The sequence below is a fragment of the Pseudomonas allii genome (genome assembly GCF_055380095.1).
Genome location: NZ_AP039450.1, coordinates 2,434,781 through 2,461,354, shown reverse-complemented (window position 1 = coordinate 2,461,354; position 26,574 = coordinate 2,434,781). Strand labels below are relative to the sequence as shown.

Here is a 26,574-nt window from a genome sequence, read left to right as displayed (position 1 = left end):
GTTCTCCTGGATTAAGGTCGGGTGGCGCCACGGGCACTGGCGGCAAATTGGTCGGCGGGCAGCACGTGCTTGCGCTCGAGCAGGCGGTAGACCACCAAGGTCAGCACCAGCCCGAACAGCATCACCCCGGACAAGAAGTACAAACCCGAAGCGAGGTTGCCGGTGTATTCCTTGAGCGCGCCGATCACGAACGGGCCGATATAGCCGCCGAGGTTGCCCACCGAATTGATCAACGCAATGCCCGCCGCCGCACTGGCGCCGGCGAAGAAGCGCCCGGGCAAGGTCCAGAACACGGCGGTGCAGGAAAACATCGCGAACGCCGCCAGGCACAGCGCGGCCATTTGCAGCACCGGCACACTGAGCGCGGCACTGAAGAACAGGCCGATAGCGCCCAGCACGTAGAGCACCGCAAGGTGGCCGTAGCGGTCGTTCAAACGGTCGGAGCTGCGCGGGATGATCAGCAGGCCGATGATGCCGAAAATATACGGCACCGCAGCGATAAAGCCGGTGACCAGGTCGGTGCCGCCGAATTGCTTGATCAGGGTCGGCAGCCAAAGGCCCAGGCCGTAGATGCTCAGGGTTACCGGCAGGTAGAACAGCGCCAGCAGCAACACGCGTTGGTCTTTCAAGGCATGCAGCGGGTTGCCGTGACGGGTCTGGCCGTAGGTTTGCAGGTCTTTGGCGAGTTCGCCGGTGAGCCAGGCCTTTTCGTCGTCGCTCATCCAGGTGACTTGCTTGGGGCCATCCGGCAGGAAGCGCAGCACCGGCCAGGTCAGCAGGATCGCCGGGGTGCCGATGACGATGAACAGCCATTGCCAGCCGTGCAGCCCCAGGATGCCGTCCATGCCCAGCAGGCCGCCGGACACCGGTCCGGTGATCATCATCGCGATGGGTTGCGACAGGATGAACAGCCCGAGGATCTTGCCGCGATGGCGCACCGGAAACCATTGGGTGATGTAGTACAGCACGCCGGGGAAGAACCCCGCCTCCGCCGCGCCGAGCAGAAAGCGCATCACATAGAAGCTGTGCGGCCCCTGCACGAAGGCCATGCCGATGGTGATGGCGCCCCAGGTGATCATGATCCGCGCAAACCAGCGGCGTGCGCCGAAGCGGTCGAGCATCAGGTTGCTGGGGATCTCGAACAGGAAGTAGCCAATGAAGAACAACCCCGCGCCCAGGCCATAGGCAGCGTCGCCGATGCCGACGTCGGCGCCCATGTGCAACTTGGCGAAGCCCACGGCGGAACGGTCCACGTAGGCGATCAGGTACAGCAGGATCAGGAAGGGAATCAGTTTCAGCGTGATGCGCCGAATAAGCCGCAGTTCCTGGCTCATGGGGTCGATCTCCGATTGTTGTTTTTATAGAAGCTCGGGGGACGCCTCTCGCGAAAATCCGCCAGGGTCATGCCTCAGTTGAGATCGACTATATAGTAGGACTATTTACAAAACAACTCTTCCAAAGCAGCGTTTTTGCGCTTATGTTTAAGCACGCATAGAACATATAGTCATACAATAAGAGAATCGATCATGCCTGATAAAAAGCCCGGCCTCCGCTCCGCCCAGTGGTTCGGTACCGCCGACAAGAACGGCTTCATGTACCGCAGCTGGATGAAGAACCAGGGCATTGCCGACCATCAGTTCCATGGCAAGCCGATCATCGGCATCTGCAATACCTGGTCGGAGCTGACCCCGTGCAACGCGCATTTCCGCCAGATCGCCGAGCACGTCAAACGTGGCGTGATCGAGGCCGGTGGTTTCCCGGTGGAGTTCCCGGTGTTCTCCAATGGCGAATCCAACCTGCGCCCCACCGCCATGCTCACCCGCAACCTGGCGAGCATGGATGTGGAAGAGGCGATTCGCGGCAACCCGATTGACGGCGTGGTGCTGCTGACCGGCTGCGACAAGACCACCCCGGCCCTGCTGATGGGCGCCGCCAGTTGCGACGTGCCGGCCATCGTGGTCACCGGCGGACCCATGCTCAACGGCAAGCACAAGGGCCAGGACATCGGCTCGGGCACCGTGGTGTGGCAGCTCAGCGAACAGGTGAAAGCCGGCACCATCACCCTGGATGACTTCCTCGCGGCCGAGGGCGGCATGTCGCGCTCGGCGGGCACCTGCAACACCATGGGCACCGCGTCGACCATGGCCTGCATGGCCGAGGCACTCGGCACTTCCCTGCCCCACAACGCGGCGATTCCGGCGGTGGATGCGCGGCGTTATGTGCTGGCGCATATGTCGGGCATGCGCGCCGTAGAAATGGTTCGCGAGGATTTGAAGCTGTCGAAAATTCTGACTAAAGAGGCGTTTGAAAACGCGATCCGCGTCAACGCCGCCATCGGTGGCTCGACCAATGCGGTGATCCACCTCAAGGCCATCGCCGGGCGCATCGGCGTCGAACTCGACCTGGACGACTGGACCCGCATGGGCCGGGGCATACCGACCATCGTCGACCTGCAACCTTCGGGGCGCTTCCTGATGGAAGAGTTCTATTACGCTGGCGGCCTGCCCGCCGTGCTGCGCCGCCTGGGTGAAGCCAACCTGATCCCGCACCCGAATGCCCTGACCGTCAACGGCAAGACCCTGGGCGAGAACACCAAGGATTCGCCGATCTACGGCCAGGACGAAGTGATCCGCACCCTCGACAACCCGATCCGCGCCGACGGCGGCATCTGCGTGCTGCGCGGCAACCTCGCCCCGCTGGGCGCGGTGCTCAAGCCGTCCGCCGCCAGCCCGGAACTGATGCAGCACCGTGGCCGTGCGGTGGTGTTCGAAAACTTCGACATGTACAAGGCGCGCATCAACGACCCGGCACTGGACGTGGACGCCAACTCGATCCTGGTCATGAAAAACTGCGGTCCCAAGGGCTACCCGGGCATGGCCGAGGTCGGCAACATGGGCCTGCCGGCCAAGCTGCTGGCCCAGGGCGTGACCGATATGGTGCGAATCTCCGATGCACGCATGAGCGGCACGGCGTACGGCACGGTGGTGTTGCACGTAGCGCCGGAAGCCGCTGCCGGCGGGCCGCTGGCCACAGTGCAGGAAGGCGACTGGATTGAACTGGACTGCGCCAACGGCCGCCTGCACCTGGACATCCCCGACGCAGAGCTGGCGGCGCGCATGGCGGACCTGGCGCCCCCGCAGAACCTCATCGTCGGCGGCTACCGCCAGCTGTACATCGACCACGTGCTGCAGGCCGACCAGGGCTGCGACTTTGACTTCCTGGTGGGTTGCCGTGGGGCGGAAGTCCCACGGCATTCCCACTAATTGGGATGCTATGATGCCGCGTCTTTAAGCCAGAGCCTCCCCGTCGTCATGGATCACCAGCCGCCCAAGCCGCGCAAGAGCCAGCATGCCCAGATCGTTCAGGACTTGGGCATGCACATCGTTTCCGGCCGCTTCAAGCCGGAAGAACGCCTGCCCATGGAGGCCACGCTCTGCGAGGAGTACCAGGTCAGCCGCTCGGTGTTGCGCGAAGCCACGCGGGTGCTCAGCGCCAAGGGCCTGGTGTATTCCAAGCCACGGGTGGGCGCGGTGGTGCGGCCGCGGTTGAAGTGGCACCTGCTCGACCCGGACGTGTTGTCCTGGTTGATGCAGTCCACGCCCCACAGTGAGTTCTTCAACACCCTGGCCGGTGTGCGGCGCATCCTTGAACCGGAGATCGCCGCCATGGCCGCGACTACCGCCACCGACGAAGACATCTCCATCATCGAAAAAGCCTACCTGGGCATGGAAACCGCGCAGACCCACGAACAACTGCTGCAGGCCGACCTGGACTTCCACCGCGCCATCGCCGACGCCACCCGCAACGACCTGCTCGCCTACATGTGCAACATGCTGTCGTTGCCGTTGCGCGAGTCGATCAACATCACCAACCGCCGCCCGGACATCCAGGGCCTGAGCCTGCCCCGGCACAAGGCGATCCTTACCGCGATCCAGAACCGCGACGCCCTCGGCGCGCGGCATGCGTCGCTGGTGCAACTGGATGACACGCGGGTGGCGTTGGATACGGTGATGAACGTGTTGACGCCGTTGTAGGCGATTCAGCGCAGGCCATAGGCGTGAATGAGGGTGTCGTCGGCGTAATTCTGTTTGCTCCAGAACACCCGATCACTGGCACCGTCAAACCCGCGCACGCCCATGTACCCGTCCAGCGACAGGCGCTTCCAGGAATGGCCCCAGTCCGTCGAATAGAACACCGCATCGGCGGAGATACTCGCCTCGCTCCACCAGTACAGCCAGCGCGGCGGCTTATGATCGCTGTAGGTATTGACCACCAGGCTGTTGCGCCCTACCCATAGCCCACGCGCCTGGGTATCGGCACTCAAGGGCGAGAACACACTGGGCAAGTCGCCCACGGTTTTCCACGCCAGCGTCGCGGTGTTCAATTCGGCGACCACCGCGCGCCCATGGGGCCCCTGGTCGATCAGGCCGATCACGCGCCCGGCGCCGTTGTCCGCAAGCTCGCTGATGTACAGGCCGTTTTCCCGCTGAATATCCTCGACTTGCCACGTGCCGGCCGTGCGCTTCAACTGCACGCGAGTGGTGACACCGATCGCCAGGTTGTCGCTCTTGCCATCGGGATGGCTGCCCCAGAAGCGTTGCGACACCCAGATCACCGCGTGCTGCGCATCCTGTTGCAATACGTGGGTCAGTTGTTCGGTTGAGTCGCGCCACTCCTGGATATCCGGGCGCAGGCTATGGGCGTAGTCTTGGGTCACCGCCAGCGGTTGCGGCACCGTGATCGGCGTGCTGTGGGCGCCACCGTCGGCGGAGTAATACACCCCGGCCAGCGGCTCGACGTCATCGGCCCAACGCGAGGCCCAGACCTCGTCCTGGTTGTAGAAGTACGGCGAAACCAGGGTGGCCACACCGCTCACCTCGGGGAAAAACCCGTCGGCCACCCAGCGCCAGGTCTTGCCCTGGTCATCACTGCGGAACACCGCGTTCTGGCCCCCCGCATCGTTGGGTCGATAGAGCGAGCTCAGCAGAAACACGCGCGTGCCCTCCGCACTCGCCACCAGGCAGGCCGAGCCGCTGACCTGGGCGACCTGCTTGAACACCCCGTCAACCCCCAGGCGCGCAACCACGGTGGTCTCCGGCTCCGGACGCAGTTCGCCGTCGAGCAAGCCATTCAAGTCCACCCGCTCGCTTGAGGGTTCCAGCTGTTCATATTCATTCGTCACCCGCCCCACCAGCCACGTGCCCTGCGCAGTCACCTTCACTCCGGTGCAATCCTGGCTGACCGCGTGTGGCCGCACGCCCGGCAGTGTGCCCAGCCGTTGTTGATTCGGGCTGGCGCCGCCGATTTCGAGCTTGGCGCTGACGATGATCCAGATGTACCCGAGCGCAAGACTGGCCAGCAGCGCGACGAACACACGAACGATGAGGGTTGAACGAGGCATGCGATGTCCATATCCGAGGGAATGGACGTGCTTTTCTCATCGATTGGGGGTGGGCGTAAATGCTTATTGGCCGCCATCTGTCGCAGCTGTGATGTGGGTCCTACTTTGCACCTGTTCAAGCTCGTGAGTCGGTTGCGCGTACTCGCTCAGGTCTTTCACATTTGTCCCCTGTTCAAGAAAAGCGGCTCTCAGTATCAGCTATCTTGATACTCACAGGGCACCTGCTGATTTCGTGAAGCTGTCGCCCTAGACTCGTTCTCAGCCGGTGCCGATGCGCCGGTTCCCACAACTATAAAAACGCAAGTGGAGAGACGAATGAGTGGTCAAGTAGCGTTCGAAGACCTTCCGCTGAGCCGCTTCCATATCCGCACGGTATTCAGCGGCACGGGTGGCCAGTTCAGTGATGGTTTCGTACTGGGCATTATCGGGATCGCCGTCAGCATGGCGGCCGGCCCGTTACAGTTGACGGCATTGTGGATGGGCTTGCTGGGCGCCGCTTCCTTGGCGGGACTGTTCCTTGGCAGCCTGTTTGCCGGCCCTATCGCGGACAAGTTCGGCCGGCGGGCAATCTTCGCCTGGGACATGCTGTTATTCGCCGTCATCTCTGCGTCGCAGTTCTTTGTCACCTCGCCCGAGCAGTTGCTGGCGCTGCGTTTACTGCTGGGGCTGGTGCTGGGCTTCGACTATGTCGTGAGCAAGTCACTGGTGACCGAATTTGCCCCGCGCCGCTATCGGGGACGCCTGCTCAGCGTGCTGGCGGCAGCTTGGGCGGCGGGCTATGTAGCAGCGTACCTGGTGGGCTTTGCCATCCGCGATATCGGACCGGATGCCTGGCGCGTGATGCTGGCCCTCAGTGGCGTCCCAGCCCTGTTGATTCTGCCCTTGCGCATGGGCGTGCCGGAATCGCCGATCTGGTTGATGGCCCGCGGGCGTAGCCAGGAAGCCATGGCCATTGTGCGCAGCAAGTTCGGCCCGCATGTGTTCCTGCCAGCACCCGTGGCCCCGGCCAATGGGCACAAGCAGCGTGGCAGCTGGGCCGAACTGTTCAGCCCGCGCTGGCGCAAAAATACGCTGGTGGGTTGCGTGTTCTACACCTGCCAGGTGATTCCGTTCTTCGCCCTCGGCACATTCGCACCCAAAGTCCTGGAAGCCCTGAACGTGCAGGACAAGTTTGCCGGTGGCCTGGTCTACAACGTGTTGCTGTTGCTCGGCGCACTGCTCGGTCTGCTGGTCATTGATCGGCTGTCCCGGCGCGTATTCCTGGTCGGCACCTTCTACTTGAGTGCTGCGGGCCTGGCAGTATTGGCCTACGCCGGTTTCGGCCCCCTGGGCACCATCCTCGCCTTCGGCGTTTTTGCCTGTGTGATGGCGGCGGCGGTCAACCTGGAGTTCGTCTACCCACCCGAATTGTTCCCCACCCATCTGCGGGCCTCGGGGATCGGCCTGGCCGTGGCGGCCAGCCGGTTCGGCTCGGCGGTGGCGACGTTCCTGCTGCCCGTCGCGGTGCAGCACGTGGGGGTCCATGCGGCGTTGGGCGTATGCGTTGGCGTGCTGGTCTTCGGCGGCGTGTTCTGCCACGTGTTTGCGCCGGAAACCAGCAAGGAAGACTTGTCGGGGGTCACGCCCGATCCTCTTCGGACGGACGCCAAGGTTGCCATTGAATAACACCATCAAGTGAGGTTGAGGATGTCTGCGAACAGGCTGATCGACATGTATGCAGTCCAGGTGTTCATCGCGGTTGCCGAGGAAGGCAGCATGTCCGGTGCCGCCGCGCGCATGGGTATTTCCCAGTCCGGCGTGTCACAGATGGTGCGTCAGTTGGAGGAGGAACTGGGGGTGGTGCTGGTGGACCGCACCACCCGGCCCATGGCACTCACCGCATTCGGGGTTGCCTTGCGCAACCGGGGCTCGGTGTTGAGCGAGGAACTGTCCCACCTCAAGGCTCAGGTGATCGACGCCGGGCGCGGTGTGAACCCCGACCTGCGCATTGGCCTGGTGGACTCCTTCGCCGCCACCTGCGGGTCGGTGTTCACCCGGCAATTGCTCGGCAAGGTCGCGCAGTTGTCCATTCGCACAGGGCTCAGCCCGCAACAAGGTGAATCCCTGTTGCGGCGCGACCTGGACCTGATCGTCACCAGCGACCCGTTGATGGACGCCAATGACGTGATCCGCTATCGGCTGTTTTCAGAAAAGTACTTTGTTATCACGCCCAGGCAAGCGCGCTGCGATATCCACACGGTCGAGGACGTACGCGCGCTGGCCAATGTGCTGCCGGTAGTGCGCTTCAACCGGATGTCCCAGGTGGGGCTGCAGATCGAGCGTCATCTGCGCAGCCTGAACGTACGGGTGCCCAACCGCCTGGAGCTGGATAACGCCGATGCACTGACGTCCATGGTCGCCGAAGGCATCGGCTGGGCCGTCACCAGCCCCATGTGTTTTTTGCAGGCCAGTGCCTGGGTCGACAACGTGACCGCGCACCTCACACCGGACCTGCAACTGGAACGCTCGCTTTACCTGGTAGCACGACGCAATGAATACAGCGCCTTTTTCGCCGATGCGTGCGAAACGGCGCGTGATGTGATCCGCCATTCCTTCCTGCCCAGGCTCACGGCCCTGGACAAAGGGGTGGAGGCGTTAATCCAATTTGATGAGGGTGATGCTCGTGAGTATTTTTGATGCTGTTGTTACACGGCTGGAAACCGATTACGTCGGCGACGTACAGATTCCGGCAGACAAGCTGTACGGGGTGAACTCGGTGCGCGGGTTCGACAACCTCAGCGTATCACCGCTGACCATCGCTTATTACCCGGCCTTCCGCGATGCCTTTGCCCAGTGCAAGTGGGCGGCCGCACTGGCCAACCGCGCCTGCGGCGTGCTTGCCCAGCCCCAGTGCGACGCCATCGTGCAAGCCTGCAGCGAGGTGATCGCCGGCCAGTGCGACGACTCGCTGATCGTTGACCTGCTGGAAGGCTCCGGCGGCACGTCCACCAACATGAACTTCAACGAGGTCATCGCCAACCGCGCCCAGCAATTGATGGGCCACGCGGCGGGTTCGTATGACGTGGTGCACCCCAATGACCATGTGAATGCCTCACAGTCGACCAATGATGTGTACCCGGCGGCATTGAAGATCGCGACACATGCGATGCTCGGGCCGTTGATCGATGAAGTGGAACAACTGGCCGCGCGCTTCGACCAGAAAGCCGTGCAGTTTGCCGACATTCTGCACCTGGGCCGCACCTGCCTGCAGGATGCCCAGCCGATGCGCCTGGGCCAGCTGTTTTCCGGGTACGCCGCCCTCACCCATCGCCTGGCGGCCGCGCTGGCTGGCGTGCGCGACACACTGCGCACCCTGCCGCTGGGCGGCACGGCGATCGGCACCGGGTTTGGTGCGCCGCCCGCTTATCGCGCCGCGGTGTATCAGCACTTGGTACAGGTCACTGGCATCGAGTACCAGGCCCCCTCGAACGCCTTCGATGCGATGCAGAACATGGATGCGTTTTCTCGAGTTTCGGCTGAGTTGCGCACCGGTTCCGCGTCCCTGGCCAAGATCGCCTCTGACCTGACCTTGCTGTCCTCCGGGCCGGTCGGTGGGATCGGCGAATTGAAGCTGCCCGAAGCCCAGGCCGGCTCGTCGATCATGCCAGGCAAGGTCAACCCGGTGTTGCCCATGGCGATGATCCAGCTGAGCTTCGCCGTCATCGGCAATGATGTGGCGGTGGCGCAGGCGGTGCAGGCCGGTCAGTTGGAAATCAACCACTTCGAGCCGCTGGTGGCGTCCCGCGTGTTCGACAGTATTGCGCTGCTGACCCGAGGCATCCGACGGTTTCGCGAGAAGTGCATCAGCGGGATAACCGCCGATGCCGAACGCAACGAACAACACCTGGCTCAATCAATGGCCGTGGCCACCGCGCTGGTGCCGCAGCTAGGCTACGCCCGTGTGAGCAAGCTGGCACGCCAATCGGTGGCGCAAGGGCGCTCGCTGTTGTCGATTCTGGAAGAGTCGGGCTTGATGAGCCAGGCCGATGCCATGGCGGCGATTGAAAGGTCGTCGCACCCAGTGTTCGAGGGCTGAGGAATACGGTGTGCAATCACCCGGAGGGATTGCACACCGCCCCGGTTTTACAGGGTGTAGGCGATGCCCACCTGCACCGTGCGTGGCGCACCCGGGTAGGCGTAGAAGTTGCCGAACGCGCCTTCCTCAAAATCGCGGTTGAACAGGTTCTTCACATCCAGGTTCAGGCGCACCTTGTCGTTGACCTTGTAGTAGCCCAGCAGGTCGACCACGGTGTAGGCGTCCATCGAGAAGGCGGTGTTGGAGGTCTGGCCGACACGTTCATCGACGTATTTGGCGCCCGCGCCCAGCCCAAGGCCCTTGAGGCGACCGTCCTGGAATTCGTAGACGTTGAGCAGGCTGAAGCTGTTGCGCGGGATGTTGGCCAGGTGTGAGCCGACGCGGATGGTGTTGTCTTTGGTGACTTCGGCGTCGACGTAGGCGTAGCCGCCGATCACGCGCCATTCAGGGGTGAGGTTGCCGGCGACGTTGAGGTCGAAGCCGCGGCTGCGTACCTGGCCGGCGGCGACACTGAAGGTCGAGTCCAGAGGGTCAGTGGTAAGCACGTTTTTCTTCTCGATCTGGTAAATCGCAGCATCGACGCTCAGTTGACGATCCAGGGCTTCCCATTTGATGCCCAGTTCGTAGGACTTGCCCTTCTCCGGCTCAAACCCACCACCCTGGCGGCTGGCACCTGTGTTCGGCTTGAACGAGCGCGCAGCATCGGCGTAAACCGCGACGGTGTCGGTGAGGTCGTAGCTCACGCCCACGCGCGGGGTGACTGCGTTATCGCTGGCTTCCCAGCTTTTACCGCCTGGCACATAGGTGTGGTAGTCGTGCTCGAAGCGCTCGAAGCGTGCGCCGGCCAGCACTTTCAGACGCTCGGTCAAGGCCACTTGGTCCTGGACGAACGCGGCGTAGGTCTTGAGGTTTTCTTTGTCGTGGGTCGGCGTGCGCGTGAGCGCCGGGCGTGGTTGGCCGTAGACCGGGTTGAAAATGTCGATGGGGTAGGCACCCACCGCCCCGCTGGAGCGCTGGATGATCGACTTGTAGTCGTAGTCTTCGAACTCGACGCCGGTGAGCAGGGTGTGGTCAAAACCGCCCGTGGAGAAATGCCCGGTGAGGTTGAGTTGAGTGTCCTTGTCGGTCCACTCCAGCTTGCGGTAGTTGAAGTTGCGACCCAGTGTGCGACCGTCAGCGGCCAGACCGTTGGCTTCGATGGCGTTGCCTTGCAGGGTGCCATCGAGCCATTGAAAACCACCGCCCAGGGTCCAGTTGTCATTGAGCAGATGCTCGAAACGCAACTGGGCCATGCTGTTGTCGTTGTGCAGTTTGCCGGCGTCTTTTTCCCCCCAGAAGGTGTCGCGCGAAGGCGTGCCTTTCTGAGTGGCAAAGCGTGTCAGCCCTCGGTCCAGCGGGTGGTTGTTGCGCATGAAGTCGCCTTCGAAGATCACCTTGGTGTCGTCGCTGGCCTGCCAGGTAAGCACCGGGGTGATGCCGTAGCGTTCGGTTTCCACATGGTCGCGGAAGGTGTCGCCGCCCTCGCCCACCACGTTCAGGCGATAGGCCAGGCGGCCCTCTTCGTCCAACGGGCCGGAGGCGTCCAGGGTGCCGCGCTTCATGCCCTGGTCATTCAATTGGCTGCCGAGGGTGACCGTGCGTTCGGCCAACGGTTGCTTGGTCACCACGTTGAAGGTGCCGCCGGGATCGCCACGGCCGTAGAGCATGGTCGCCGGGCCGCGCAGCACTTCCAGGCGTTCGATGGTGTTGGCGTCCGGCATGTTCGGGTAGCCACGGTTGATCGGGAAACCGTTGCGGTAGAACTCGCCGGTGGTAAAGCCGCGCACGGTGAAGGTGGTGAGACCCTGCCCGCCGAAGTTGTTGGCGCGGCCGACACCGCCGGCGTAATCCAGCGCATCCTGCAGGCGAGTGGCGCCGATGTCTTCGACCACCGCCTTGGACACTACGCTGATGGACTGCGGGGTTTCATGGATCGAGGTATCGGTGCGCGTCGCACTGGCTGAACGGGTGGCGTGATAGCCCTGCACGGGGCCCTGGGCGGTTTCATAGTCGGCCATGCCGGTGACGCTGGTGGCTTGCAGCTCGATGGCGGCTTTTTCAACCGGTTCGACCTCCGCCCAGCTCAAGGGGGAAAACGCCTGAAGCACACACACGGAAAGCAGAGTACGACGCATGAGTTGAACCTAGTGAAAGAGCCAGATGGGGCGGCATATCAGCCAGTTATTTTGGCGCGCATCATAGGTCAAATCATTAACAATTGATATCCGTTCTCATTGGTGTTTTTTTAGGTAACCGCTCTGTATCGACGTGCTACAAAAGACGACACAAAAAAAGCCACTCCTGGGAGTGGCTTCCACCATCCGGCTACCGCCTCAGCGATAACGTTCCAACCAATGCGCGTAAGGCGCAGGCAAGGTCCACGAGGACTTCTCGACCCCCAGTTCCTTGGCCGCAAAATACGCCCAATGCGGGTCGGCCAGGTGCGCGCGCCCCACCGACACCAGGTCCAGGTGCCCGGCCTGCAACGCCCCTTCCGCCAGTTGCGGCGTGCCGAAGCCCCAGGCCGAAGTGACCGGGATACCGGCTTCACGGCGCACGCGCTCGGCAATCGGCCCCATGAACGCCGGGCCCCACGGGATGTGGGTGTCGGGGATGGTGAAACCGACGCTGACGCTCAGCAGGTCCAGGCCACCGGCCTTGAAACGGCGAGCCAGTTCGATGGACTCGGTGAGGGTCTGCTCGTCGCGACCGTCGTACTCGATCACACCGAAACGTGCGGTGAGCGGCAGGTTTTCCGGCCAGACTTCGCGTACGGCAGCCAGGGTTTCCAGGAGGAAACGACTGCGGTTGTCGAAGCTGCCGCCGTAGGCGTCGGTGCGCTGGTTGGAGTGCTCGGAGAAGAAGCTCTGGCCCAGGTAGCCGTGGGCGAAGTGCAGCTCGATCCATTCAAAACCGGCGTCGCGGGCACGGCGGGCGGCGTCGACGAAGTCCTGGCGTACCCGGGCGATGTCGTCCAGGGTCATGGCGCGAGGCACCTGTGGCAGGTTGGCACCGAAGGCGATGGCCGAGGGTGCGATGGTTTCCCAACGGCGGGCGTCGGAGGCGGCGATATGGTCGTCCCCTTCCCACGGGCGGTTGGCGCTGGCCTTGCGGCCGGCGTGACCGATCTGGATGCCCGGCACGGAACCGGCGGCCTTGATCGCCTGGACCATCGGCACGAACGCCTCGGCATGCGCATCACTCCAAAGCCCCGCGCAGCCGGGGGTGATACGACCTTCCGGCGCGACGGCAGTGGCTTCGACCACCACCAGGCCGGCACCGCCACGGGCCATGCTGGCCAGGTGCACGAGGTGCCAGTCGTTGACGATGCCGTCATCGGCCATGTATTGGCACATCGGCGGGATAGCGATGCGATTGCGCAGGGTGACGTCTTTGAGGGTGAACGGTTCGAACAATGCGGCCATGGGGCGACTCCAGTGAGCAGATGGTTGATTCGATAGTTCGATGGTAATCGAACTATGGTATTCAACGATAGCCCCCTGTTATGATTCGTTTCATGCGAGCCTTCAAACATCCTCCCCTGCAAGACCTGACCCTTGAGCGCGTGCTGTACGCCCTGAGTGACCCGGTGCGCCTGGAAATCGTGCGCTGCCTGGCCGGCGTGCCAGAGGCCACCTGCGGCGAACTGGACGGCGGGCGGCCCAAGTCGAGCATGTCCCATCACTTTCGGGTGTTGCGCGATGCCGGGTTGGTGCAGACCCGCAGCGTGGGCACCACTCATCTGAATGCGTTGCGTGCGGAAGATCTTGAAGGCCGCTTTCCCGGCTTGCTTGCGAGCATTCTGGCCCAGCACTGAGGCCCGTCTTTGCGTTTCACCTGGAAGCCGTCACCGGCTCGCCGTCCAGATAAACGCAGTCCTTGCCATTGCGCTTGGCGGCATACAGGTTGCGGTCGGCGCACTTGAGTACCGCTGACATATCGGCACCCGCCGAGAAATGCGTCATGCCGGCACTGCACGTGTAGTGATGGGGTGGCGGGACACTGCAGCGAATCGCTTGCAGCAGGCGCGCGGCAAAATCCGTGGCCGCCCAAGGGTCATCACCCACCAGCAAGACACCGAACTCCTCTCCCCCGATCCTGCCGAAGCTGTCGCTGCCCGGCGTGGCTTTCAGGCAGTGCGCCATCGCACAGAGAATCTTGTCACCGACATCATGGCCAAACTGGTCGTTTTTCAACTTGAAGCTGTCAATATCCAGCATCATGAAATAACCGCACTGCCCCTCGGCGATCACCTTGGCGAAACGTTCGATAAAGGCCCTGCGGTTCAGGATGGAGGTCAAGTAATCCGTTTCTGCCAGTTCCCGGAACTCACTCTCGACCAGCAACACAGAGCGCAGGTTCTTCACGTAGGAATAATTCAGGATAAAGCCGATCGACACCGACGCCAGGCAGAACATCACCAGGTAAACCTCAACCCCGGCGTAGATCGACATATGAACAGCTGGCCACAGCATCGACCAGATCAATGCAGCGCCTATCAAGAAATCCTGGACTGCGATAAAGAGCAAGGCACTGCTCAGCACCAGAATCACCGCCAGCGGTAGAGCAAATACCTGCAACGCCTGATCGGTCTGCATCACCAACGCAAAGCCGCCGGCCAACACCGCCATATAGACCACACCGAACGCCCGCCAGGCCAGGAAATTGGTCAACCGCCGGTGAAATCGACACAACGCTGTCAAACAGACGGTAATGAGCACGGTGTACCACCCGAACTCCAGCACCGGATCCACCAAGAGCACCCACCACCAGGCAATCAGGCCTATCCATTCCGCCTGGGCAACAGCGGGCGACAATAACCTCTGCATCCTTGGCCTGAGCTTTAAGTCAGCCGGCATCTCAACACTCCCTGCGCATAAGTCGCCTATATTTTGCTGGCTTGGCCCAATTCGATACTCTGCAGGGTGATTGCAAATGAATACGCCATGAAACGGCGCACCAACTTTACAAAGGGCGGCAATACTTCCAACTGCGTCTTGGAATGCACTTTAAAGCAACCTTTTTCAACACCCTCCTGAACCAGACGAATCACATGGGTCTTGGACACTGAAAGTTGCGTCGCCAGTGAAAGATAAGAAGACGTCCTGAAACTTGCGCCCTGACAGTCCAAGGAACAGGCATCGTTATAAATCGCCAACATCAGCATATGTCCGGCATCGCGGTTAACCAGCCAGTCACATTCAGGCAGCAATACATCGATGGTCAGCTTATTTGAAAGAAGGGTGGCAAAACCGTTGAAATAAAGTGCCAGGAAGGCTCGGTCGTCCAACTCACTCATCCGCTGGACCTGCGCTTCACTGGGGCACATTGGTCCCAGCGGCTGCACCACGGAATTGAGCATCGACCTGACTTCATGGCAGGCCTGGGCCGATGGGCTGAACACTCGGAAACGGCTGTCGTCAGGGTGGCCGGCGACCTTCATGAACCCCAGTGCCCGGAACAGCAGGAAGATCGACTCCAGGCTGTTCCTGGAACAGAAGCCGCGAGCCACGCAGAACGCTTTCACGTCGGACAACAACGGCGCGGGCTTGGAGAAATATTCACTCAGCAGCGTGAAGGACACCATCAAACGGTTGAACTTCAACGCTGTCTTGTAGAAAAACGGTCGTTTTGAATAGGGAACCAGCAGAATGGCGTAGTGCGCGCGAATACTGCATTCAAATTCCCCGTGACGTTCCAACACCCGCGCGGAATGATCCAACGCCCACTTCAACGAACTGACGCACATGAGAAAGAGCCCTGATCAACCTACTGGAATTCACTGATCGATGGCGCAGCACTTCTGCAACCAGGTCTCACAACAACTCACGTCGTAAACACCACCAGCGATGGCGTTTTGCCTCGAGCGCAATGTATCGCGATTAACCCGACAGACATCATCGCTACCAAAATTGTTCCAAAACGTATTGTCGCCCCTAAAACAACCCACTCATACACGCCCATGACAGCTGCGGTGCTTCGCTGCTTTTAAATATATCCAAGCGTTGTGATGAAACTGTTCAATCGACCTGTTCGCCGATGCCATTGAATCCTGGCGGTACTGGAAGAATTGCGACGACTCTCACGGGAGCCGGTGAGCGCTACTTAAACGATTCAGGCCCTGGGGCGAACCTTTCACCGCGACCCGCGTCCGAGCTAAGGCACCGTTGCCTGCCACTCACCGCGAGGTCTCCGTTTGAAAGCCGCCATCCTCAAAAAGTACCGCCTGATCATCAAAACCATGGGCTACGTTGGCTGGGCGCTGTTCTGGCTGCTGCTGTGGGACGTCGCCGTCACCGTGGACTTCATGTTGTTTCTCACCTACAAGATCAATCTGCCGCTGATGCCCCTGACCCTGCTGGGTTCGGCGCTGGTGGTGCTGATCAGTTTCCGTAACAGCAGTGCCTATAACCGCTGGTGGGAAGCCCGCACCCTGTGGGGCGCGATGGTCAATAACTCGCGCAGTTTTGCGCGCCAGGTGCTGACCCTGCTGGACGACCCCGACGGCGAAGTGAACCCGGTCAAGGCCACCCTGCTGCGTCGCCATGTGGCCTATGTGAATTGCCTGGCCGCGCACCTCAAGGGCCAGCCGTGCCCCGAAGAAGTCCGCGCGTTTATCCCTGGCGATGAGTTTGCGCGCAACGGCGCCACCAACAACTTTGCCAACGATATCCTTACCGGTTCAGCGGCGTTGCTGGCCCGCGAGTACAAGGCCGGTCACCTGGACAGCATCCGCCTGGCGCGGCTGGAGTCGACCCTGGTGGACTTGTCCAACGCCCAGGGCGGCATGGAGCGGATCGCCAACACACCGCTGCCTTACCCTTACGTGTACTTTCCACGACTGTTTATCTCGCTGTTCTGCCTGATCGTACCGGTGGGGCTGGTGGAGTCCCTGGGTTGGTTCACCCCGTTGGCCTCGACGGTGGTGGGTTTCATGCTGCTGGCCATCGAGCGCATCGGCACCGACCTGCAAAGCCCGTTCAACTCCAGCGAACACCAGATCCAGATGGACACTATCTGCGAGACCATCGAGAAAAACCTGCAGTCGATGCAGCGTGATGCGCTGGGCGGCGAACGCATCGGTTAAACCCTCCCTCAGCCCTCAAGTGCGTGCCCGCGCAGTCGATATACAGAGGGTACGCATGGGCCACACCCCTTAAAACAACACATGCGACGCTCGACGCTACTGTTTTCTCCTTGCCAAAATTATAAATACCCGCGGGTGAAGTCATGAATATCAAGCAAAAGCTGACCTGGGCGTTTGCCGCCATCGCGTGCGTCCCGGTTATTTTGGTCGCTGTATTGGTTGTACTGAATCTGCGCGAGGGGGCCCAGGCCAATTTCCTCGACAGCAGCGGCCGCGAGATCCGCCAGATCGACAATGGCATGAAGCAGTTCTTCGACGGTATCAGCCAGAACGTCGAGTATGTGGCCAAGGACCCGCGCGTTGTCGCGGCCAAGGACCTCAAGAGCTACGCCGGCGCCGATGCCGCGCAAATCCCCCTCACCCCCACCAACACAGCGCTGCTGGAGATTTTCGACCAGTTCGCCAAGAGCCATCCGAGCACCGCCTACCTGTCCCTGGGCCTCGCCGACGGCGGCTACGCCAGTTGGCCCGACGACACCAAGCTGAACAACTATGACCCGCGCGTACGCCCCTGGTACCAGGCCGCCATCGCCGCGCCGGGTAAAACCGTGCGCACCGGGGCCTACTATTGGGCGCCGGACGACGTGACGCTGATCGGCACCGTGCACACCGTCACCGACGCCGCTGGCAAGATCCTCGGCGTGGTCGGCCTGGACGTCTCGCTCAAGCAGCTCACCGAGCTGGTGCGCAACATCAAGCTCGGCGACAGCGGCTACCTGATGCTGGTGGAAGGCAACGGCAACGTGCTGGTAGACCCCAGCGACGCCAAGCACAACTTCAAGCCCCTGGCCGATCTGGGCCCCAACTACGCCGAGCTGGCCAAGCGCGGCGACGGCGTGAGCCAGGTCGATATCGATGGCGTGGCGTACATGGCCAACATGGTCAGCTCCAAAGACCTGGGCTGGCGCTTCATCGGCCTGATCAAGCGCGACGAAGTGATGGCCGGCGCGACCCGCCTTACCTGGTTGATCGCTGCGATTGCCGCTGCGCTGGCCGTAGTCTTCGCGATTGTCGGCGCCAGTTTCGCCAGCGTGATCGTACGTCCGATTCGCGGCGTGGCCGACGGCCTGCAAGAGATCGCCGAAGGTGAAGGCGACCTGACCCGCCAGCTCAAGGTGCAGGGCAAGGACGAAACCGCCAGCCTGGCCGGCTGGTTCAACCAGTTCCTGAGCATGATCGCCCAGTTGGTGCAGCGCATCGGCAACGCCTCGTCCGACCTGCAAACCGCCGCCGCCGACACCAGCGAAGTCGCCCACAACATGAACCAGGCCGCCGGTCGCCAGCGTGAAGCGGTGGAACTGGTGAGCACCGCGTTCAACGAAATGGTGGCCACCGCCAACGAAGTCGCCCGCTCCTGCAGCGCCGCCGCCACCAGTGCCGACGAAGGCTACCGCGATGTGCATGACGGCCAGCAGCACATCGGCGAAGCCACCGGCAGCGTGCTCCAGCTCAGCGAAGACCTGCAACGCTCGACCCAGACCATGCAGCAGCTGGAGCAGGACAGCAAAAACATCAACACCATCCTCGACACCATCCGCTCGATTGCCGAACAGACCAACCTGCTGGCGCTCAACGCGGCCATCGAGGCCGCCCGTGCCGGTGACCAGGGCCGTGGCTTTGCGGTGGTCGCCGACGAAGTCCGCGCCCTCGCCCGTCGCACCGCCGACTCCACCGGCGAGATCGACAGCCTGCTCGGCAACCTCGCCCGTCGCACCCAGGAAGTGACCCAGCAGATGCAAGGCAGCCTGCTGGTGTCGCACACCAGCGTGGAACGCATCCAGCAGGCCCGCGACAGCTTCGACAAGATCCGTGGCTCGGTGGACTCGATCCGCGACCAGAACACCCAGATCGCCACCGCCGCCGAAGAACAGCACCAGGTGGCCGAAGAGATCAACCGGCACATCGCGCAGATCCATGCCGATGCGCAACTGGTCGAAGGGTTTGCCCATTCGGCGCAGACCGGATCAGGTCGGTTGACGGATATTTCCGGGCAGCTCAAGGGGCTGGTGGGGCGATTCAAGTTCTGAATGTGCACCTGGGCTCTCGACTTCACCGTCGAGGGCCTTGCGCATTTTCACCGTATCCAGCGCCCCCACCCACTTGGCGATCGCCATGGTGCCCACGCCATTGCCGATGGTGTTGGTGATCGCCCGCGCTTCCGACATAAAGCGGTCTACCCCCAATAGCAGCACCATGCCCGCCACCGGAATAGTGCCCAGTGACGACAGCGTTGCCGCCAGGATGATAAAGCCTGAGCCGGTCACTCCCGCCGAGCCCTTTGAGGTGAACATCAACACCGCCAGCACGATCAACTGATCAGTCAGGGTCAACGGTGTGTTGGTGGCCTGGGCGATGAAAATCGCGGCGATGGTGTAGTAGATCGCCTGGCCGTCCGGGTTGAAGGTCAGGCCCGAGGGGATGATCATGCCGGCCACCGGTTTGGACACACCGGCCCTCTCCATCTTGGCAATCATTTGCGGCAATACCGACTCCGACGAGCTGGTGCCGAGCACGGTGAACAGCTCTTCCTTGATGAACTTGAGGAACTTCCACAAGCTGAAGCCGCTGTAGCGGCAAATCGGCCCCAGCACGAAGATCACAAACACCGCGCACGTCAGATAGACACAGGCCATCAGTTTGCCGAGGGAAAACAACGAACCGAAGCCGTACTTGCCGATGGTGAACGCGATGGCGCCAAACGCACCGATAGGCGCCAGGCGCATGACCATGTTGACGATACGAAACATGCCCTGCATGAGGCTGTCCAGCGTGTCCACGAATGGCTTGCCGCGCGGCCCCACAGCAGCCAGCGCAACGCCCAGCAGGATAGAAAAAAGCAGGATTTGCAGCACATTGCCCTTGGCAAACGCATCCACCAGAGTGTCGGGAATGATGTTCATGACGAAGTCCATGAACGAGGCGTGCTTGACCGCCGTGGTGTAGGTGGCAAGGCTTGAGGTGTCGAGGGTGGCCACATCGATGTTCATGCCGGCGCCGGGCTTGAACACATCCACCACCACCAGCCCGACCACCAGGGCCAGGGTGGATACCACTTCGAAGTAGATCAACGCGCGAAAACCCACGCGGCCCAGCTCTTTCATGTTCTCCATCTTGGCAATGCCGGTGACCACCGTAAGGAAGATCACCGGTGCCAGGAGCATCTTGATCAGTTTGATAAATGCATCGCCCAATGGCTTGAGCGCGGTCCCGGTGTCGGGCACTAGCACCCCGACAATCGCACCGAGGATGACTGCGATGAGGACTTGCACATAGAGTTTGCCAAATATTCTTTTCATGACAGGGCCCTGATTCTTATTGTTGTCAGGAAATGCCAGGGGGGGCGGACGTGACCGCCGGCCCTTGGCGTTGTGCCGCAGTACTCCCGTGAATCAGCGGTTGATCAGCTCGATGACGGCATCGGTGATCTGGCGGGTGCTGGCAGTGCCACCCAGGTCAGGGGTGTGCAGGCCGCTTTCGGTGACCGCCTCGATGGCTGACATCAATTGCCGGGCGGCGGCTGGCTCGCCCAGGTGTTCGAGCATCATGGCGGCGGTCCAGAATGTCGCGATGGGGTTGGCCACGCCTTTACCGGTAATGTCGAACGCCGAACCATGGATCGGCTCGAACATCGACGGGAACCGGCGCGAAGGGTTGAGGTTGGCCGTGGGCGCAATACCCAGGCTGCCGGACAGTGCGGCGGCGAGGTCGGAAAGGATGTCAGCGTGCAGGTTGGTGGCCACAATCACATCCAGGGTCGAAGGTTTGAGCACCATGCGCGTGGTCACGGCGTCGACCAGTTCCTTGTCGATTTTCACATCCGGGAAGTCCTTGGCCACTTCGTAGAAAATCTCATCCCACAGCACCATGCCGTGACGCTGGGCATTGGACTTGGTGACCAGGGTCAGATGCTTGCGGGGGCGACTGCGGGCCAGGTCGAAGGCAAAACGATGAATACGCTCCACACCGGCACGGGTGAACACCGACACTTCAGTGGCCACCTCTTCGGGCAAGCCGCGATGCACCCGCCCGCCGTTGCCGGAGTACTCGCCTTCGGAGTTTTCCCGTACCACCACCCAATCAATCTGGTCGCCGTTGTGCAACGGGCTTTTCACCCCCGGCAACACCCGCGCCGGGCGCACGTTGGCGTACTGGTCGAAGCCTTGGCAAATCGGCAGGCGCAGGCCCCACAGGGAGATGTGGTCCGGCACGTTCAAGGCACCCACTGCACCGAAGAAAATTGCGTCGAAGGTCTTCAGCTCTTCCAGGCCCCCCTCAGGGATGTAGTAGCCGTTTTTCAGGTAGTTGTCGGAGTTCCACTCGAAATGCTTGAAGTTCATTGCAAAACCGGCTTTGTTCGCGAGGCTTTGCAGGACTTCAACGCCCGCGGCGATCACTTCCACGCCGATACCGTCTCCTGGAATTGCCGCAATGTTGTATGCACTCATCATTCACTCCACTTCGTCACGTTTGTTGTTGTGTCCCGTCGCAGCCAGGCTGTCCAAGCGGGGGGTGATCGGAGTATATGTAGCGATCAAAGCAGCATGATCGACTCGAAATCACTACATAAATAACCTTGAGTTACGAATGAGCCAAACCCTGGATTTGTCGTTTTTCTACCTGCTCGCCAACAAAGGCAGCTTGGTCGCCACCGCGCGCGAACTGGGGGTGACTCCGCCGGCAGTGAGCAAACGCCTGACGGCACTGGAGGCGCGCCTGGGCATTCGCCTGGTCAACCGCACTACCCGTTCGATGAGCCTGACTTCCGAGGGTGATCTGTATTTCACCCATGCGGCGCGCATCCTCACCCAGATCGACGAACTGGAGCAGGTGCTCAGCAGTAGTCGCGCCACGCCCAAGGGCCTGATTCGGGTGAATGCCTCGCTGGGGTTCGGCCGCCGTTATATCGGCCCGGCCCTGGCAGCGTTTTTTGCGCAGTACCCGGAGGTCGAGATCCAGCTGGAAATCAGCGATCACCCGCTGGACTTGACGACCCACGGTTTCGACCTCGGCATCCGCTTCGGCAGCCTGCCGGACGCGGCGTTCCATGCACGCAAGATCGCCTCCAACCGCCGCCTGCTGTGCGCTTCGCCGCTGTACCTGGACAAACACGGCACACCCGAAAAGCTCGCCGACCTGCACCAGCACAACTGCATCTTCATCCGTCAGAACGAATCGCCGTATGGCGTGTGGTCGTTCACCCACGGCGGGCATACGGACAACATCAAAGTGCACGGCGCCCTGGGCTGCAACGACGGCGAGGTGGCGCTGAACTGGGCACTGGAGGGCTACGGGATTCTACTGCGCGCCGAATGGGACATCGCTCGCTACGTGCGCAGCGGGCGCCTGCGCCTGGTACTGGAGGACCAGACCCCCACCCGCGCCGATGTGTACGCGGTATACCCGCAACAACTGCACCTGTCGGCACGGGTGCGCAGCCTGATTGACTTTCTGATCGAACGCTTCAAGCACCTGGACACAGTCGATGACGCACTGATGACTGACTGAAGTGCATCACCTCGGAACGCATATTCGCTACTATGTGCCCCAGCCCCCAGACCGACCCGGAGCCTCAATGCCCACCCCCAAGGACACTGCCCCCGACAGCAGCACGCCGATGATTCCCGAGCAGCGTCGCGAGCAAATCCTGCGTCAGTTGCGCAAGCATCAGGTGATGAGCGTGCACCAGTTGATGGAGATGTTCGACTGCTCGCACATGACCGTACGCCGTGACATTGCACTGCTGGAACAGGAAGGCCGGGCGTACTCCGTCACCGGGGGCGTCAGGATCGCCAGCCAGTTGCACAGCGAGCCGAGCCATCAATCCAAAGCCGTAGTGGAATTGCCACAAAAGCAGGCGATGGCACGACTGGCAGCACGTTTGCTGCACGCGGACATGACGGTGTACCTGGATGCCGGCACCAGCACCCTGGAGATCGTCCCCTATATCAAGGCGCTTTCGGGGATGACGGTGGTCACCAACGATTTCGGGATCGTGCAGGCCCTGATGGATGCGCCCCAGGTCACGGTGATCCACACCGGTGGCCAACTGGACCATGACAATCACTCTTGCGTCGGCGGGCTGGCGGTGGCGACTTTGCGCCAGGTGGTCACGGATATCGCTTTTGTGTCCACCAGCTCCTGGGACCTGCACCGTGGCATCACCACCCCCTCGGCGCTGAAGGTCGAGGTCAAGCAAGTGGCTATGCAATCAGCTGCTCAAGTAGTACTGGTGGCCAGCAGTTCCAAGTACGGCACCTTCAGCATGTACCGCATCGCCGGGCTGGAGCCGTTCGATGTGATCATCAGCGACGACGCCCTGGCCCCGGCGGCCGCTGACGGTATCCGCAAGCGCGGCATCGAACTGATGCTGCCGGGCGATCCAACGCCGGCGTGACCCGACGGCGTGTTAACGCGCCTGGCGTACCTGCTCGGTGTGTTGCATGAACGCCGCCAACTCCCGGGTGTAGAACTTCGCCATCGCCGTAGTGCCATGGCCGCGCGTCTCAGCGCTGGCCGGGATCAGCAGCAAACGCGCGTCCTTGATGTGTTTCAGGGACGCCTCCAGAGTGCCGGTTTCGGGCGGATTGCGCTCGTCATCCGCCGAATTGATCGCCAGTACCGGGGCCTGAATATTGCCCAGCCCGGAGGCAGCGTTGTAATCGGCAGACGATTGCCATTGGTAGATAAAGTCGTTGGCGTCAGCCGTTTGCGCAGCGTTGAGGCGCTCGTCCACCAGCTTGTCGGCCAGCGCTCTGCTCGGCGCAGCCGCCTGGTAAGCGAGGGTGCCGCCACTGGTGCCTACACTGAATAGCGCATTGGCCAGACGCAACGAAGGCGGCTGCTGGGTGTAATTGCCGTTACTCCACGCAGGGTCCTGCCTGATCGACTCCACCAGCAGCCGACGCATCATCCAGTTGCGTGATGACATCTGTGTGGGCTGCGATGCCATGGGCACCAGACCATCCATCATCTGAGGCCAGGTCTGGCCCCACATCCAGGTCTGCATGCCGCCCATGGAATTACCGATGACCAGGCGCAGGTGCTTGACCCCCAGGCCCTCGGTCACCAGTCGATACTGCGCCTGGACCATATCGGCATAGTTGTAGGCGGGAAACGTGGCGCGCAGCCCATCCGACGGTTTCGTCGACTGGCCGACCCCTATGCCATCGGTGGAAATAATGTAGTACTTGCTGGCGTCCAGCGGCTGGCCAGGCCCGAACAACTCACCGCCGAAATCCTTGCCCAGCACGTCGCTGCCAGGTCGATACGTGCCGTGCAGATACAGGACCGCCGGGTGAGCCGGATCGCCCAGCGTCAGGTAATGCAATTTCAGGTTGGTCAGCTTTTCACCCGTGTGAAAAGTGAACTCGGGCGCGACCCAATCGCCCTCCGTCGCCGATGGCAATGGTGCAGCGCAGAGCATCGAAGGTACACAAGACAACGCAAACAGCCAGCCTGGTGCAGGCCGGACGGTGAAGTGCTGCATAGGGGAACTCCCGTTATTTTTGTTTTTATTGTGGCCCCCCTGCTTACCGGTTATGCAGGGGATGTTTCGGATCAGCGTGCCTTCCAGTCCCGCAACCATTGCAGGCCAGCCGAGGTATCGGCTTTGGGCCGGTATTCGCAGCCGACCCAACCGGTGTAGCCCAACTGGTCCATCAGCTCGAACAGGAACCCGTAGTTCAGCTCACCCAGGTCCGGCTCGTGGCGGTCAGGCACTCCGGCAATCTGGATATGACCGATGCCGTCGACGTCACGACGCAGTTTGGTCGCCACATCGCCTTCGACAATCTGACAGTGATAGCAGTCGAACTGCACCTTGAGGTTGCTTGCGCCGACTTCACGACAGATCGCCTGGGCCTGGTCCTGGCGATTGAGAAAGAAACCCGGTATGTCACGGGGGTTGATCGGCTCCACCAAGACCGTCACGCCGACCTCGGCCGCCGCAGCGCTGGCGTAGGCCAGGTTCTCCAGGTACACGGCATGATGGCGTTCGCGCAGGCTTGGCGACGGCAACAGCCCCGCCATCACATGCACATGGGTATTACCCAGCACCTCGGCGTATTCCAGGGCACGGTCGAAGCCGCTGCGAAACTCGGCCTCGCGCCCCGGCAAGGTGGCAATGCCTCGCTCACCCGCCGCCCAGTCACCCGGCGGTGCATTGAACAACGCTTGGACCAGGCCGTTATCACTCAAGCGCTGCTTGAGGGCGGCGGCGCTGTAATCGTAGGGGAACAGGTATTCCACGGCATCAAAACCGTCGGCTTTCGCCGCAGCGAAGCGCTCGAGGAAATCATGTTGCGGGTACAGCATGCTCAGGTTGGCAGCAAAACGAGGCATGTAAGCTCCTAGAAATCAGACAAATGGCCAGATCAGCAGGGTCATCAGGAACCCCAGGGTGCCGAGCAACGTGGTGATTACAGTCCAGGTACGCAGACCGTCTGCCACATTCAGCCCGGCCAGCTTGGTGAAGATCCAATACCCTGCATCGTTGATATGGGACATCGCCAGCCCGCCACCGCCCATGGCCAGGCACAGCAGCGCCATATGGTTAGGCGTGAGGTTGAGGGTGGCAATCAGCGGGCTGATGATTCCTGCGGTAGTCACCAGGGCCACGGTCGTAGAACCCTGCACCGCGCGCAGCAGCATGGTCAACAGGAAGCCCAGGGCCAACACCGGCAGACCGGTGGTGCGCAACATATCGGACACGACTGCGCCGATCCCGGTGTCCACCAACACTTTGCCGAACACCCCGCCAGCGCCGGCGATCAGGATCACCATGGCCACGCCCGGCAAGGCGGAGCCGATGACATCCGACACCTGGCTGCGGCTCCAGCCCCGACGCGAGCCCAGCAGCCAGGCACACAGCAAGGTGTCGATCAACAGCGCCACCAATGGTGCGCCAAGCACGGTCATCACGGCGCGCAACGTCGACTCTATCGGAAGCAATGATGTAGCCAGGGTGCCCAGTAGAATCAACACAATCGGCAGCAGGATCAGGCTGACGATCAGCCCGAACCCCGGCGCAGGCGCCGCAGGCAACTTGGCGGCGATGGCACTGGTGGACTCCTCCAGGCCCATGTGGGATTCGGCCACGGCGTTCTGTTGCGCGGCCTGGTTGCTGCCGCTGGTCCAGGCCCGCAAGTCTTCATTGGTCACATGGGGGCCATAGACTTCGGCGCGAATGTCATCGGTCATCGGATAAAAGCGGCGAGTCATGCGCGCCGCCACGCGGTAGCCGACGTAACACAGCAACGCGGTGATCGGCAGGCCGAACATCAGCACCCGGCCCAGGTCCGCACCCAGTTGGCTGGCCGCCGCCACCGCACCCGGATGAGGCGGCAGGAACGCATGTACCGTGAGCAGTGCCGCACACATCGGCAGCGCAAACACCAGCAGCGGCTTGCGTGCCCGGCGTGCCACACCGTAGGCCAGCGGCATCAGGATAATCACCCCGACTTCGAAGAACACCGGCACGCCGATGATGAATCCGGCAATGGTCAAAGCCAGCGGCGTACGGCTGTTGCCGAAGCGCTCGATCAACGACTTGGCCAAGGCTTCGGCGCCGCCGGACAGCTCGATGATCCGCCCGATCATCGCGCCCAAGGCAATGATGATCGCGATATGACCAAGGGTCTTGCCCATGCCACCTTCAATCGTCGCCACCAGATCAGCCGGTTTCACCCCGGCCACCAGCGCCACCACAATACTGACCAGCATCAGTGCGACAAAGGGCTGGAATTTGTACTTGAGGACCAGAAACAGCAGCAGCGCGATACCCGCGCCGGCGGTCAACATCAAAATCAGTGGGCTCATTCGGGAATGTCCTGTTGTTATTGTTTTTTGGTGCAAGCCGCCCCCCGTCACGATCCGCAGGCGGGTCTCGCGGGAGGCTTGCAATATCGATCTACG

General features: G+C 61.8%; 20 protein-coding genes and 2 pseudogenes. 11 read left to right on the top strand and 11 right to left on the bottom strand.

Annotated features, from left to right (window positions below):
- Positions 1-11: 11 nt before the first annotated feature.
- A complete protein-coding gene (locus tag ACZ445_RS11315; RefSeq protein ID WP_058426982.1) occupies positions 12-1,334 on the bottom strand; it encodes an MFS transporter in 1,323 nt (440 codons plus the stop codon).
- 192 nt (positions 1,335-1,526) lie between these two features.
- On the opposite strand from ACZ445_RS11315, the gene ACZ445_RS11310 reads away from it, so the two are divergent.
- Both ACZ445_RS11310 and ACZ445_RS11305 read left to right on the top strand, forming a co-directional pair.
- On the top strand, positions 1,527-3,263 hold the full coding sequence (locus tag ACZ445_RS11310) for an IlvD/Edd family dehydratase (RefSeq protein WP_058426983.1): 1,737 nt from the start codon (positions 1,527-1,529) through the stop codon (positions 3,261-3,263).
- A 48-nt stretch (positions 3,264-3,311) separates the two neighbouring features.
- The gene (locus tag ACZ445_RS11305; RefSeq protein WP_058426984.1) at positions 3,312-4,034 is read left to right on the top strand and encodes a FadR/GntR family transcriptional regulator; all 723 of its coding nucleotides are present in this window, start codon (positions 3,312-3,314) and stop codon (positions 4,032-4,034) included.
- A 5-nt stretch (positions 4,035-4,039) separates the two neighbouring features.
- Here ACZ445_RS11305 and ACZ445_RS11300 read toward each other — a convergent pair whose 3' ends face one another.
- Positions 4,040-5,401 (bottom strand): beta propeller repeat protein, encoded by a 1,362-nt coding sequence (locus tag ACZ445_RS11300; protein WP_464705168.1) that lies wholly within the window; start codon positions 5,399-5,401, stop codon positions 4,040-4,042.
- Between the two features lie 315 nt (positions 5,402-5,716).
- On the opposite strand from ACZ445_RS11300, the gene ACZ445_RS11295 reads away from it, so the two are divergent.
- From ACZ445_RS11295 to ACZ445_RS11285, 3 genes are read left to right on the top strand one after another with little or no spacing between them, the layout of a single operon-like run.
- A complete protein-coding gene (locus ACZ445_RS11295) occupies positions 5,717-7,066 on the top strand; it encodes an MFS transporter (protein ID WP_310863538.1) in 1,350 nt (449 codons plus the stop codon).
- A 21-nt stretch (positions 7,067-7,087) separates the two neighbouring features.
- On the top strand, positions 7,088-8,077 hold the full coding sequence (locus ACZ445_RS11290; RefSeq protein WP_058426986.1) for a LysR family transcriptional regulator: 990 nt from the start codon (positions 7,088-7,090) through the stop codon (positions 8,075-8,077).
- Entirely contained in the window at positions 8,064-9,476 is a 1,413-nt protein-coding gene (locus ACZ445_RS11285) for an aspartate ammonia-lyase (RefSeq protein ID WP_081049343.1), read from the top strand. Before ACZ445_RS11290 ends, ACZ445_RS11285 begins: the two co-directional genes overlap by 14 nt.
- A gap of 47 nt (positions 9,477-9,523) precedes the next feature.
- Here the strand turns inward: ACZ445_RS11285 and ACZ445_RS11280 are convergent, their stop codons facing one another.
- Both ACZ445_RS11280 and ACZ445_RS11275 read right to left on the bottom strand, forming a co-directional pair.
- Positions 9,524-11,650 carry a TonB-dependent siderophore receptor gene (locus ACZ445_RS11280; RefSeq protein ID WP_464705167.1) on the bottom strand — a complete coding sequence of 709 codons (2,127 nt, stop codon included), beginning with the start codon at positions 11,648-11,650 and terminating at the stop codon, positions 9,524-9,526.
- Positions 11,651-11,848: 198 nt separating this feature from the next.
- Positions 11,849-12,940, bottom strand: coding sequence for an NADH:flavin oxidoreductase/NADH oxidase (locus ACZ445_RS11275; protein WP_179028311.1), 1,092 nt, complete (start codon positions 12,938-12,940; stop codon positions 11,849-11,851).
- A gap of 92 nt (positions 12,941-13,032) precedes the next feature.
- On the opposite strand from ACZ445_RS11275, the gene ACZ445_RS11270 reads away from it, so the two are divergent.
- A complete protein-coding gene (locus ACZ445_RS11270) occupies positions 13,033-13,332 on the top strand; it encodes an ArsR/SmtB family transcription factor (protein ID WP_058427156.1) in 300 nt (99 codons plus the stop codon).
- A gap of 16 nt (positions 13,333-13,348) precedes the next feature.
- Here the strand turns inward: ACZ445_RS11270 and ACZ445_RS11265 are convergent, their stop codons facing one another.
- Both ACZ445_RS11265 and ACZ445_RS11260 read right to left on the bottom strand, forming a co-directional pair.
- Positions 13,349-14,374, bottom strand: coding sequence for a GGDEF domain-containing protein (locus tag ACZ445_RS11265; protein ID WP_058426990.1), 1,026 nt, complete (start codon positions 14,372-14,374; stop codon positions 13,349-13,351).
- Between the two features lie 26 nt (positions 14,375-14,400).
- Positions 14,401-15,264, bottom strand: coding sequence for a hypothetical protein (locus ACZ445_RS11260; RefSeq protein WP_058426991.1), 864 nt, complete (start codon positions 15,262-15,264; stop codon positions 14,401-14,403).
- A gap of 447 nt (positions 15,265-15,711) precedes the next feature.
- Here ACZ445_RS11260 and ACZ445_RS11255 point away from each other — a divergent pair, with 447 nt between their 5' ends.
- The 3 genes and pseudogenes from ACZ445_RS11255 to ACZ445_RS11245 form a co-directional block, all read left to right on the top strand.
- A complete protein-coding gene (locus ACZ445_RS11255; RefSeq protein WP_058426992.1) occupies positions 15,712-16,602 on the top strand; it encodes a bestrophin family protein in 891 nt (296 codons plus the stop codon).
- Between the two features lie 143 nt (positions 16,603-16,745).
- Positions 16,746-17,825: pseudogene (locus tag ACZ445_RS11250) on the top strand (HAMP domain-containing protein); the annotation flags it as partial.
- A 321-nt stretch (positions 17,826-18,146) separates the two neighbouring features.
- Positions 18,147-18,689: pseudogene (locus tag ACZ445_RS11245) on the top strand (methyl-accepting chemotaxis protein); the annotation flags it as partial.
- Here ACZ445_RS11245 and ACZ445_RS11240 read toward each other — a convergent pair.
- Entirely contained in the window at positions 18,627-19,958 is a 1,332-nt protein-coding gene (locus ACZ445_RS11240) for a dicarboxylate/amino acid:cation symporter (protein ID WP_058426994.1), read from the bottom strand. The pseudogene ACZ445_RS11245 and the gene ACZ445_RS11240 overlap by 63 nt on opposite strands.
- Before the next feature lie 93 nt (positions 19,959-20,051).
- Positions 20,052-21,107: a tartrate dehydrogenase gene (locus tag ACZ445_RS11235; protein WP_058426995.1), complete on the bottom strand. Its 1,056-nt coding sequence runs from the start codon at positions 21,105-21,107 to the stop codon at positions 20,052-20,054.
- Positions 21,108-21,246: 139 nt separating this feature from the next.
- On the opposite strand from ACZ445_RS11235, the gene ACZ445_RS11230 reads away from it, so the two are divergent.
- Positions 21,247-22,167 carry a LysR family transcriptional regulator gene (locus ACZ445_RS11230; protein WP_058426996.1) on the top strand — a complete coding sequence of 307 codons (921 nt, stop codon included), beginning with the start codon at positions 21,247-21,249 and terminating at the stop codon, positions 22,165-22,167.
- A gap of 67 nt (positions 22,168-22,234) precedes the next feature.
- Positions 22,235-23,056 carry a DeoR/GlpR family DNA-binding transcription regulator gene (locus ACZ445_RS11225; protein ID WP_058426997.1) on the top strand — a complete coding sequence of 274 codons (822 nt, stop codon included), beginning with the start codon at positions 22,235-22,237 and terminating at the stop codon, positions 23,054-23,056.
- Positions 23,057-23,068: 12 nt separating this feature from the next.
- Here the strand turns inward: ACZ445_RS11225 and ACZ445_RS11220 are convergent, their stop codons facing one another.
- The 3 genes from ACZ445_RS11220 to ACZ445_RS11210 all read right to left on the bottom strand — a co-directional run bounded on the left by ACZ445_RS11220 (position 23,069) and on the right by ACZ445_RS11210 (position 26,478).
- Positions 23,069-24,148: an alpha/beta fold hydrolase gene (locus tag ACZ445_RS11220; RefSeq protein WP_058426998.1), complete on the bottom strand. Its 1,080-nt coding sequence runs from the start codon at positions 24,146-24,148 to the stop codon at positions 23,069-23,071.
- Between the two features lie 71 nt (positions 24,149-24,219).
- Complete coding sequence (gene otnI / locus ACZ445_RS11215) at positions 24,220-25,002, bottom strand: 2-oxo-tetronate isomerase (protein WP_058426999.1); 783 nt, start codon at positions 25,000-25,002, stop codon at positions 24,220-24,222.
- Positions 25,003-25,017: 15 nt separating this feature from the next.
- Positions 25,018-26,478 carry a GntT/GntP/DsdX family permease gene (locus ACZ445_RS11210; RefSeq protein WP_058427000.1) on the bottom strand — a complete coding sequence of 487 codons (1,461 nt, stop codon included), beginning with the start codon at positions 26,476-26,478 and terminating at the stop codon, positions 25,018-25,020.
- Between the last annotated feature and the right edge of the window lie 96 nt (positions 26,479-26,574).

Coding starts and splice junctions, on each gene's coding strand:
- ACZ445_RS11315 (WP_058426982.1), bottom strand. CDS start 1,334: ATGAGCCAGGAACTGCGGCTTATTCGGCGCATCACGCTGAAACTGATT.
- ACZ445_RS11310 (WP_058426983.1), top strand. CDS start 1,527: ATGCCTGATAAAAAGCCCGGCCTCCGCTCCGCCCAGTGGTTCGGTACC.
- ACZ445_RS11305 (WP_058426984.1), top strand. CDS start 3,312: ATGGATCACCAGCCGCCCAAGCCGCGCAAGAGCCAGCATGCCCAGATC.
- ACZ445_RS11300 (WP_464705168.1), bottom strand. CDS start 5,401: ATGCCTCGTTCAACCCTCATCGTTCGTGTGTTCGTCGCGCTGCTGGCC.
- ACZ445_RS11295 (WP_310863538.1), top strand. CDS start 5,717: ATGAGTGGTCAAGTAGCGTTCGAAGACCTTCCGCTGAGCCGCTTCCAT.
- ACZ445_RS11290 (WP_058426986.1), top strand. CDS start 7,088: ATGTCTGCGAACAGGCTGATCGACATGTATGCAGTCCAGGTGTTCATC.
- ACZ445_RS11280 (WP_464705167.1), bottom strand. CDS start 11,650: ATGCGTCGTACTCTGCTTTCCGTGTGTGTGCTTCAGGCGTTTTCCCCC.
- ACZ445_RS11275 (WP_179028311.1), bottom strand. CDS start 12,940: ATGGCCGCATTGTTCGAACCGTTCACCCTCAAAGACGTCACCCTGCGC.
- ACZ445_RS11270 (WP_058427156.1), top strand. CDS start 13,033: ATGCGAGCCTTCAAACATCCTCCCCTGCAAGACCTGACCCTTGAGCGC.
- ACZ445_RS11265 (WP_058426990.1), bottom strand. CDS start 14,374: ATGCCGGCTGACTTAAAGCTCAGGCCAAGGATGCAGAGGTTATTGTCG.
- ACZ445_RS11260 (WP_058426991.1), bottom strand. CDS start 15,264: ATGTGCGTCAGTTCGTTGAAGTGGGCGTTGGATCATTCCGCGCGGGTG.
- ACZ445_RS11240 (WP_058426994.1), bottom strand. CDS start 19,958: ATGAAAAGAATATTTGGCAAACTCTATGTGCAAGTCCTCATCGCAGTC.
- ACZ445_RS11235 (WP_058426995.1), bottom strand. CDS start 21,107: ATGAGTGCATACAACATTGCGGCAATTCCAGGAGACGGTATCGGCGTG.
- ACZ445_RS11230 (WP_058426996.1), top strand. CDS start 21,247: ATGAGCCAAACCCTGGATTTGTCGTTTTTCTACCTGCTCGCCAACAAA.
- ACZ445_RS11225 (WP_058426997.1), top strand. CDS start 22,235: ATGCCCACCCCCAAGGACACTGCCCCCGACAGCAGCACGCCGATGATT.
- ACZ445_RS11220 (WP_058426998.1), bottom strand. CDS start 24,148: ATGCAGCACTTCACCGTCCGGCCTGCACCAGGCTGGCTGTTTGCGTTG.
- otnI (WP_058426999.1), bottom strand. CDS start 25,002: ATGCCTCGTTTTGCTGCCAACCTGAGCATGCTGTACCCGCAACATGAT.
- ACZ445_RS11210 (WP_058427000.1), bottom strand. CDS start 26,478: ATGAGCCCACTGATTTTGATGTTGACCGCCGGCGCGGGTATCGCGCTG.